This is a genomic window from Mucilaginibacter sp., from assembly GCF_964263795.1.
Classification (GTDB): Bacteria; Bacteroidota; Bacteroidia; order Sphingobacteriales; family Sphingobacteriaceae; genus Mucilaginibacter.
Genome location: NZ_CAXVWK010000078.1, coordinates 22,804 through 29,587, shown reverse-complemented (window position 1 = coordinate 29,587; position 6,784 = coordinate 22,804). Strand labels below are relative to the sequence as shown.

The following is a 6,784-nucleotide window of genomic DNA, read 5'->3' as shown; positions in this document are numbered from 1 at the left end:
GAATAAGTTACCGGTTCGTAACCGATCTCGGAATTGATTTTCATAACTGCCAGCCCGGTAGTTAATCCAAAGATCTTTGAATCGGGATATTTTGTACGCGAAAGTTGAAATATTTTATGTTTGATAGCTTTTGCCAAACCTGCTTTGCGATAAATAGGGTTGACGATTAACCCCGAATTAGCGACAAAATCGCCATGGCTCCAGGTTTCAATATAGCAGAAACCGGCCCAGGTGCCGTCTTTATGCAAGGCAATAACCGCTTTGCCTTCCAGCATTTTATTGGCGACATACTCTGGCGAGCGCTGGGCAATACCCGTACCACGTGCCTTTGCCGACTCTGCCATTTCATCGCAGATCATAGGGGCAAAGTCTGCATGTTGTGCAGTAGCTACCGTTATGTCAAAATCTTGTATGGTCATTAGTATAAAAAAATTACCGATAAATTATTGGCTTCGGGGCCGTGATAATTACAGAGGGACTTTGGTTAAAGAAGTTTAATAAAACTGCTTTGTTTTGGATAAGTATTAAAACTTAATTCAAACCCGGGGGATGAATACCCGTCGTCGGCTGGGGGAGTAGCTTAAAACAAATGAAACTAAAGCAGCAGCAACCGGGGCAAATTTTGCCTTGGCAACCGTCATGTTTAAGTTTTCTATATTCATAGTGCGTATGAATTATTTGTTTTTAAAATTTGTGCAAATTATTGCATAATAATTTACTTATGCAAGAAAAAACTTTAATATGAGATTCAGGTTAGGATTAATCGATGGATACACCAAACCCGCTGCTTTTAACGCTTAAGATAAACTTTGAAGCACAATTATACTTCAATACCTTACGCCAAAAATATTTCCCGGCCGACCGGAACTTTTTAGATGCTCATTTAATGCTCTTCCATCAGTTGCCGGCTAAAGAAGAAAGTATACTGAAAGATGTAGACGATATTGTAAAACATTATGAGCCGATACTATTGCGGGTAACATCGCTGGCAGGTATAGGCAGGGGAGTAGCGTTTAAAGTACAAAGTGATGAATTAAACCAACTGCACAGGCAGTTACAAACCCAGTGGCAACATTACCTTATCCCGCAGGATAAGCAACGCTTATGGCCCCATATAACTATACAAAACAAGGTAACACCCGCTGAGAATAGAGCATCGTTACAACAATTAACACCGGAATTTAAACCCTTTGAAATAACAGGAACCGGAATAGGTATTTGGGAATACAAAGGAGGCCCGTGGGAATTTATCCGGGATTGGGATTTTAAGTAATATCAGATTTTCTGCCTGATAATCAACGGTCAACCTCAATTTTAACAATTTGTTAACCACATACCCATCATTTTTCTATCTTTGCGCCGGGGTAAGTCTTTTACGGCCAGCTCCTCTTGAACTCCCCCAGGGTGGGAACGCAGCAAGGGTAGAGAGTTGAGCGGCGCGATAAAAGTAGCTTACCCTTTTTTGTGCAATCAACTTTTCCTGGTGATCATCTTATTTACCAAATAGTGAGTATTAACTTATAGTGCATACTCAATCCCATCATTCGATATTCATTATTGCATATTAGCTTTTCGGCTAACTTGCTAAGTCCTATCTTCGCTGCTATGTTAGATATACTTATTATCGGCGGTGGCCCAATTGGGTTGGCCTGCGGACTTGCAGCGCAAAAAGCTGGATTAACATTTTGCATTGTTGAGAAAGGCTGCCTGGTAAATTCGCTGTATAACTACCCATCTACCATGACGTTCTTTTCGACAAGCGAAAAGCTCGAGATTGGCGGCGTGCCTTTTGTAACCGTTCATAATAAACCTACACGTAACGATGCACTCGAATACTATCGCCGGGTTGCCTTGTCTAATAACCTGCCCTTAAATTTATTTGAAGAAGTTACCGATGTAACAGCAATAAATGGCGGATATAATATAACTACAACTAAAGCAAGTTACCAGGCACGTAAGGTTATCTTAAGTACTGGCTTTTACGATATTGCTGTTAATCTCGATATTCCGGGTGAAGACCTGCCTAAAGTGAAGCATTATTACCAGGACCCGCATTATTATACGTTACAAAAAGTAGTGGTGGTGGGTAGCAGTAATTCTGCCATTGATGTGGCGTTGGAAACCTACCGCAAAGGCGCCGAGGTAACCCTGGTGATCCGCGGCGGTGAGGTAAGCAACCGGGTAAAATATTGGGTACGGCCCGATATTATCAATCGCATCAAGGAGGGCAGCATTAAGGCATACTTTAACTCCAGCCTGGCAGCTGTGAGGCAACAGGAGGTAGATATTCAAACGCCGGATGGGTTAGTGACTGTTCCTAACGATTTTGTAATGGCCATGACGGGTTACAAACCTAACTTTGATTTCCTGGCTAAACTGGGCATCCAGCTTACCGACGATAAGTTCATACCTACCTATAATCCGGATACAATGGAGTCTAACCAGCCGGGCCTGTACCTTGCCGGTGTAGTAGTAGGCGGCCTGGATACACACCTGTGGTTCATTGAAAACTCCCGCATCCATGCGGAGATGATCATTGCGGATATAATGGAAAAGGGGAAATTATGTATATAATCATAAGCTTGTCATCTAAGCGATAACGAAGGCGCTTCGACTTCGCTTATATAATATAATCATCTTTTGGAATGGACTTCAACAATTTATTTTTTTCGCCGTCTGACAAAAGTTGATAAATCTAAAATCTACACAAGATTTCGTTTCCGGAACTCTTTCGAGGATATTTAATCCCATGATATCAAATGTATCTTCATAAGGCCGATTTTCAAAATGCGGCCATAACTTATTAAACGAGGTTAGAGGAATATTTCTTGCAATAGTTATATGAGGATTAATTGTCTTTTTGTTACTAAAAACTTTGTCAACCCAACAAAACCATTGAAAAACAGGACCATTCATTTCAATTGCTGCATAAATAGTTCTAGAGTTATGTCCATGATGAAGTTTACCAAAACCTCTAATGTTTATTTGAATTGGTGGTACGTTGCTTAGTATATTTTCAATTAAAGCATAATGGATGTTCGGATCTATGAAATTTTTACTCTGTAAATCTGCTTCAAATCTTAGGCCAGTAAAAGATATATGAGTCTTGGCGTTCATGCTTTTAAATGGCCCAATATGCTTAACGCATGCTCTTTTAAATTTCTGCAATCTTTCATCAGAATCTTTGGGCAGCGAGGCAAGATTTAAAAAGGTTCTGTCATCTAGTGCAATCATGTTTTGTATCTAAAATAATTTGATCTGTTTCCTTGCAGCAATTTCTTCCACAGCATGCTTTTTTAACACCCAACTTTCTTTTCCAGCAAAGCCCTCGGTATTTTTAAATCTGATGGTCTTGTAAGGTTCCCACTTCCCTGCTGTAGTGCCGAAGCTTTCGCGATGCAAAACCTTCAATTCATAGATCCAGAAAGGTTCCAGCAACTTCTTGTTTTTAAAATTCGGCCAAAGCTTTTTGTAGTCGGCTTCGGGTATATTGCGCACTACTTTAATGTGCGGTGTCAGCGCCTTTTTAATATTGAGGTTCTTACGCAGCAAGGTAAACCAATCTTCCATAGCAGGTGTGCTACGGATGTAGGCATAGATAGTCATTTTACTATGCAGGTGCTCGAAATATTTAAAGCCATCCAAATGCAGTAATATGGCAGGCATCGCATGGATTTTGCTTTCCAAACGTTCAAAAGCCGTATCCATCAAATACGGTTTCTGGCGGTCGAGTTGGTTAATAGAAATGTGCGCAGGCGAATTCATGCTGCTAAAATCGCCAATGTATTTTACCGAGGCTTTTTTGTACCGCGCTATCTCGTTCTTGATATGTTCTGGTGGCGAAAGAAGAAAAAGATAGTCGGTGTAGCTCGTCATAACGTTTGAATTAATACAAAAATGCTAATTATTTTAGCAATTCAAATATTATTTTCATATTTGTACATGGCTGCGCAACGGCATATTGTACACATCGACCTTGATTCTTTTTTCGTATCTGTAGAGCGGAAATTTAACCCGTCACTTATAGGCAAAGCGGTCATAATTGGTGGCTCTGCAGACAGGGGTGTAGTGGCATCATGTAGTTATGAAGCCCGTGCTTACGGAGTACATTCGGCAATGCCTACAAGGCAGGCACTTAAACTTTGCCCGCATGCTATTGTAATACATGGCACACACGGCCGTTATTCAGACGCATCCCGTGAAGTTACCGAGATTATCCATAGGTCAGTACCACTCTACCAGAAAACTTCGGTAGATGAATTTTATATTGACCTATCCGGAATGGAGCGGTTCCATGACCCGTATCAGATTGCCAGCAACTTGCGCCAAACCGTGATAAGAGAAACCGGCCTGCCCATATCTTTTGGTATGGCATCCTGTAAAACCGTTGCAAAAATGGCTACCAACCAGGCTAAGCCAAACGGACAATTGCGCATTGCGCATGGCAAGGAAAAAGAGTTTTTAGCACCACTGCCTATTAAAAAAATTCCCGGCCTGGGCGAAAATACCTGCCAAAAACTTTACCAATACGGCATCGAAAAAATTGGAGACCTGCAACGGGTTAATCTTAAATTTTTAGAAACCATTTTTGGCAAGATGGGCGTCTTTATTTATAACAAGGCCAACGGGATTGATGATGCTGAAATAGTGCCTCACAGCGACCGTAAATCCATCTCGACCGAGCATACCTTTGAGAGCGACGTGGTTGATAAACGAGCCTTGGAAAACATACTGGTGAGTATGACAGAAGAACTTGCGGGAAAACTCCGCCGGGAAAACAAGGTATCCAGTTGCTTGGCAATCAAGATCCGCTATGCAAATTTTGAAACCCATACGCAGCAGCAAAAAATAGCGCTCACCGCTGCCGAACATATTTTAATTCCCGGCATTAAAAATCTGCTTAACAAAGTATGGAATAAACACCGTCCAATCCGGCTTATCGGCGTGCGGCTAAGCAACCTTTGCACCGGCAGTTATCAGATCAATTTGTTTGAAGATAATGAAGAGCGCATCCGGTTATATCAGGCAATGGACACCATCAATTTCCGTTTTGGCGAAAAAACGGTTTGCCGCGCAGCCGGTATGGAGATAGGCGCCAGGACATTTAATCCGTTTTTAAAAAGCTAGCCCGGGTATGTTATAATATTAATATGCAGCAAAGACTAAACGATTGTTGTCTTAATTCCGCAACTCTAGCCGCATCAAAAGGTCAGTTTGCCGATCGCTTCCTAACATGAATGGATGGTTTCCAAAAATTGTAAAGCCTTTGCTTTCATAGAATTTAATGGCTTTGGTATTGTGTTCCCAAACGCCAAGCCAAACGAAGGTTAAGCTTTGGCGAAGTGCTTCGTCAATAGCGAAATTTAAAAGCCTTTTTCCGATTTGCTTCCCCTGCTGACTTTGCAATACGTAAATTCGCTCTACTTCTAAAGCGGCGGGATCCTGAAGCTCGGTTTGGGCGGCGTTGAAGTTAAGTTTAATATAGCCTGCTATTTCACCATCTACCCTGGCAAAATAAAAACACGAGTCCCGGTTGCTTATTTCTTCCTCAAACCGTGATAATACAAATGCTTTCCCGGTATATGCTTCCATGTCATCAGCGTTATTGAGATGTGCAAAAGCGTCGAAAAAAGTTTGATGGCTCAGGCTAAGCAAAAGGGGGGCGTCTGCCAATGTAACAGGAACAATTTCCATAACAAAAATTAATCAAACTGCTCCTGCAAGCGCTCCAGGCGATCGATCATTAGGTTCAGCTTTTCTTCCTCGTTCTTAAACATTCGCGGTTTCAGGTAAAACGTTGTGAACATAAACCAGATAAAAGTAAACCCGTAAGTAGCTATTTTAAACGGAACTGATGCATTTTCCAATATCTCCACAAAATATAAGCCCAGCCCGGTGCTCAAAAGCAATATATAGATGTAGTAAAACCAACCAACCGTTTTAGTACGGTTCTTTTGATACTCTTTCAGGCTGTCCAGATAGTCGATAGGGTTTTGAGTCAAATCGTGCTTATTAAGGATGTGGTAATGCCTTACTATCATATAAAGGTAAAGCGCTATGGTTATAACAATAATAAAAATACCCAGTGTGGTGGCGGGCGATTTAAACGCCATAAAGAACATCAATATAAAGGCACCCGCCATGGTAGCTATCATGGTTACAATCGCCCAGTACAGTTTAGACGTAATGCTGCGTATATCCTTCTTCACCTGTTTCAGTACTTCATCTACCGACAGGTGCTCCTTTTTTGGCTGCGTTTGCCAAACCGACATTAAATGATCAAAGTCTTTCATACTGATTATATAACTCTGTCAATTTTTGTTTAATGCGATATATTTTCACTCTCAAATTCCCTTCTGATATACCCGATACATCTGCAATTTCGGGGTATGGTACCTCATCCAGCACCAGCGTAATTATAATTCTTTCCGATTCCTCTAATTTCGATATACACTTATATAACAAAGCAACCTGCTCATTCTTGTCAGAAAGTTCTTCGCGCTTGGTCTCTGCTATCTGTGGGGTAAGTTCATCCTTAGCTTGTCGCTTTTCCGATCGGAGATAGGTTAAACACGTATTTACAGCAATACGATAGATCCAGGTTGATATTAACGCCTGGTTACGAAATTTGTGAAGATTTTGCCAGACCTTCAAGAAGGTTTCCTGCAGCAGGTCGTTTGCAGCGTCATCATCCCCGGTGTAACCATAGCACAAATGGAAGATCTTTTTTGAATTAGCTTTATATATTTCCCTGAAAGCTTCTTCTCTGCTTGCCACTTGTTAA

At 41.3% G+C, this 6,784-nt stretch carries 9 protein-coding genes and 1 other RNA gene; 4 read left to right on the top strand and 6 right to left on the bottom strand.

Annotated elements, in window-relative coordinates:
• A partial coding sequence (locus ACE5CV_RS13330; protein ID WP_374950675.1) for a GNAT family N-acetyltransferase occupies positions 1-419 on the bottom strand: 419 nt, incomplete at its 3' end.
• Positions 420-766: 347 nt separating this feature from the next.
• On the opposite strand from ACE5CV_RS13330, the gene ACE5CV_RS13325 reads away from it, so the two are divergent.
• The 3 genes from ACE5CV_RS13325 to ACE5CV_RS13315 all read left to right on the top strand — a co-directional run bounded on the left by ACE5CV_RS13325 (position 767) and on the right by ACE5CV_RS13315 (position 2,574).
• A complete protein-coding gene (locus tag ACE5CV_RS13325; RefSeq protein WP_374950674.1) occupies positions 767-1,273 on the top strand; it encodes a 2'-5' RNA ligase family protein in 507 nt (168 codons plus the stop codon).
• A gap of 89 nt (positions 1,274-1,362) precedes the next feature.
• Positions 1,363-1,461: signal recognition particle sRNA small type (ffs, locus tag ACE5CV_RS13320), an RNA gene on the top strand.
• A gap of 144 nt (positions 1,462-1,605) precedes the next feature.
• On the top strand, positions 1,606-2,574 hold the full coding sequence (locus tag ACE5CV_RS13315; protein ID WP_374950673.1) for a YpdA family putative bacillithiol disulfide reductase: 969 nt from the start codon (positions 1,606-1,608) through the stop codon (positions 2,572-2,574).
• 78 nt (positions 2,575-2,652) lie between these two features.
• On the opposite strand, the gene ACE5CV_RS13310 is transcribed toward ACE5CV_RS13315, so the two are convergent.
• Both ACE5CV_RS13310 and ACE5CV_RS13305 read right to left on the bottom strand, forming a co-directional pair.
• Positions 2,653-3,234 (bottom strand): hypothetical protein, encoded by a 582-nt coding sequence (locus ACE5CV_RS13310; RefSeq protein ID WP_374950672.1) that lies wholly within the window; start codon positions 3,232-3,234, stop codon positions 2,653-2,655.
• A 9-nt stretch (positions 3,235-3,243) separates the two neighbouring features.
• Positions 3,244-3,876 carry a 2'-5' RNA ligase family protein gene (locus tag ACE5CV_RS13305; RefSeq protein ID WP_374950671.1) on the bottom strand — a complete coding sequence of 211 codons (633 nt, stop codon included), beginning with the start codon at positions 3,874-3,876 and terminating at the stop codon, positions 3,244-3,246.
• Positions 3,877-3,942: 66 nt separating this feature from the next.
• Between ACE5CV_RS13305 and dinB the strand changes: the two genes are divergently transcribed.
• On the top strand, positions 3,943-5,127 hold the full coding sequence (gene dinB, locus ACE5CV_RS13300; protein ID WP_374950670.1) for a DNA polymerase IV: 1,185 nt from the start codon (positions 3,943-3,945) through the stop codon (positions 5,125-5,127).
• 51 nt (positions 5,128-5,178) lie between these two features.
• Here dinB and ACE5CV_RS13295 read toward each other — a convergent pair whose 3' ends face one another.
• From ACE5CV_RS13295 to ACE5CV_RS13285, 3 genes are read right to left on the bottom strand one after another with little or no spacing between them, the layout of a single operon-like run.
• The gene (locus ACE5CV_RS13295) at positions 5,179-5,694 is read right to left on the bottom strand and encodes a GNAT family N-acetyltransferase (protein ID WP_374950669.1); all 516 of its coding nucleotides are present in this window, start codon (positions 5,692-5,694) and stop codon (positions 5,179-5,181) included.
• An 8-nt stretch (positions 5,695-5,702) separates the two neighbouring features.
• Entirely contained in the window at positions 5,703-6,293 is a 591-nt protein-coding gene (locus tag ACE5CV_RS13290; RefSeq protein ID WP_374950668.1) for a hypothetical protein, read from the bottom strand.
• Positions 6,280-6,777, bottom strand: coding sequence for an RNA polymerase sigma factor (locus tag ACE5CV_RS13285; RefSeq protein WP_374950667.1), 498 nt, complete (start codon positions 6,775-6,777; stop codon positions 6,280-6,282). The genes ACE5CV_RS13290 and ACE5CV_RS13285 overlap by 14 nt, the downstream gene beginning before the upstream one ends.
• Between the last annotated feature and the right edge of the window lie 7 nt (positions 6,778-6,784).

Coding starts and splice junctions, on each gene's coding strand:
- ACE5CV_RS13325 (WP_374950674.1), top strand. CDS start 767: ATGGATACACCAAACCCGCTGCTTTTAACGCTTAAGATAAACTTTGAA.
- ACE5CV_RS13315 (WP_374950673.1), top strand. CDS start 1,606: ATGTTAGATATACTTATTATCGGCGGTGGCCCAATTGGGTTGGCCTGC.
- ACE5CV_RS13310 (WP_374950672.1), bottom strand. CDS start 3,234: ATGATTGCACTAGATGACAGAACCTTTTTAAATCTTGCCTCGCTGCCC.
- ACE5CV_RS13305 (WP_374950671.1), bottom strand. CDS start 3,876: ATGACGAGCTACACCGACTATCTTTTTCTTCTTTCGCCACCAGAACAT.
- dinB (WP_374950670.1), top strand. CDS start 3,943: ATGGCTGCGCAACGGCATATTGTACACATCGACCTTGATTCTTTTTTC.
- ACE5CV_RS13295 (WP_374950669.1), bottom strand. CDS start 5,694: ATGGAAATTGTTCCTGTTACATTGGCAGACGCCCCCCTTTTGCTTAGC.
- ACE5CV_RS13290 (WP_374950668.1), bottom strand. CDS start 6,293: ATGAAAGACTTTGATCATTTAATGTCGGTTTGGCAAACGCAGCCAAAA.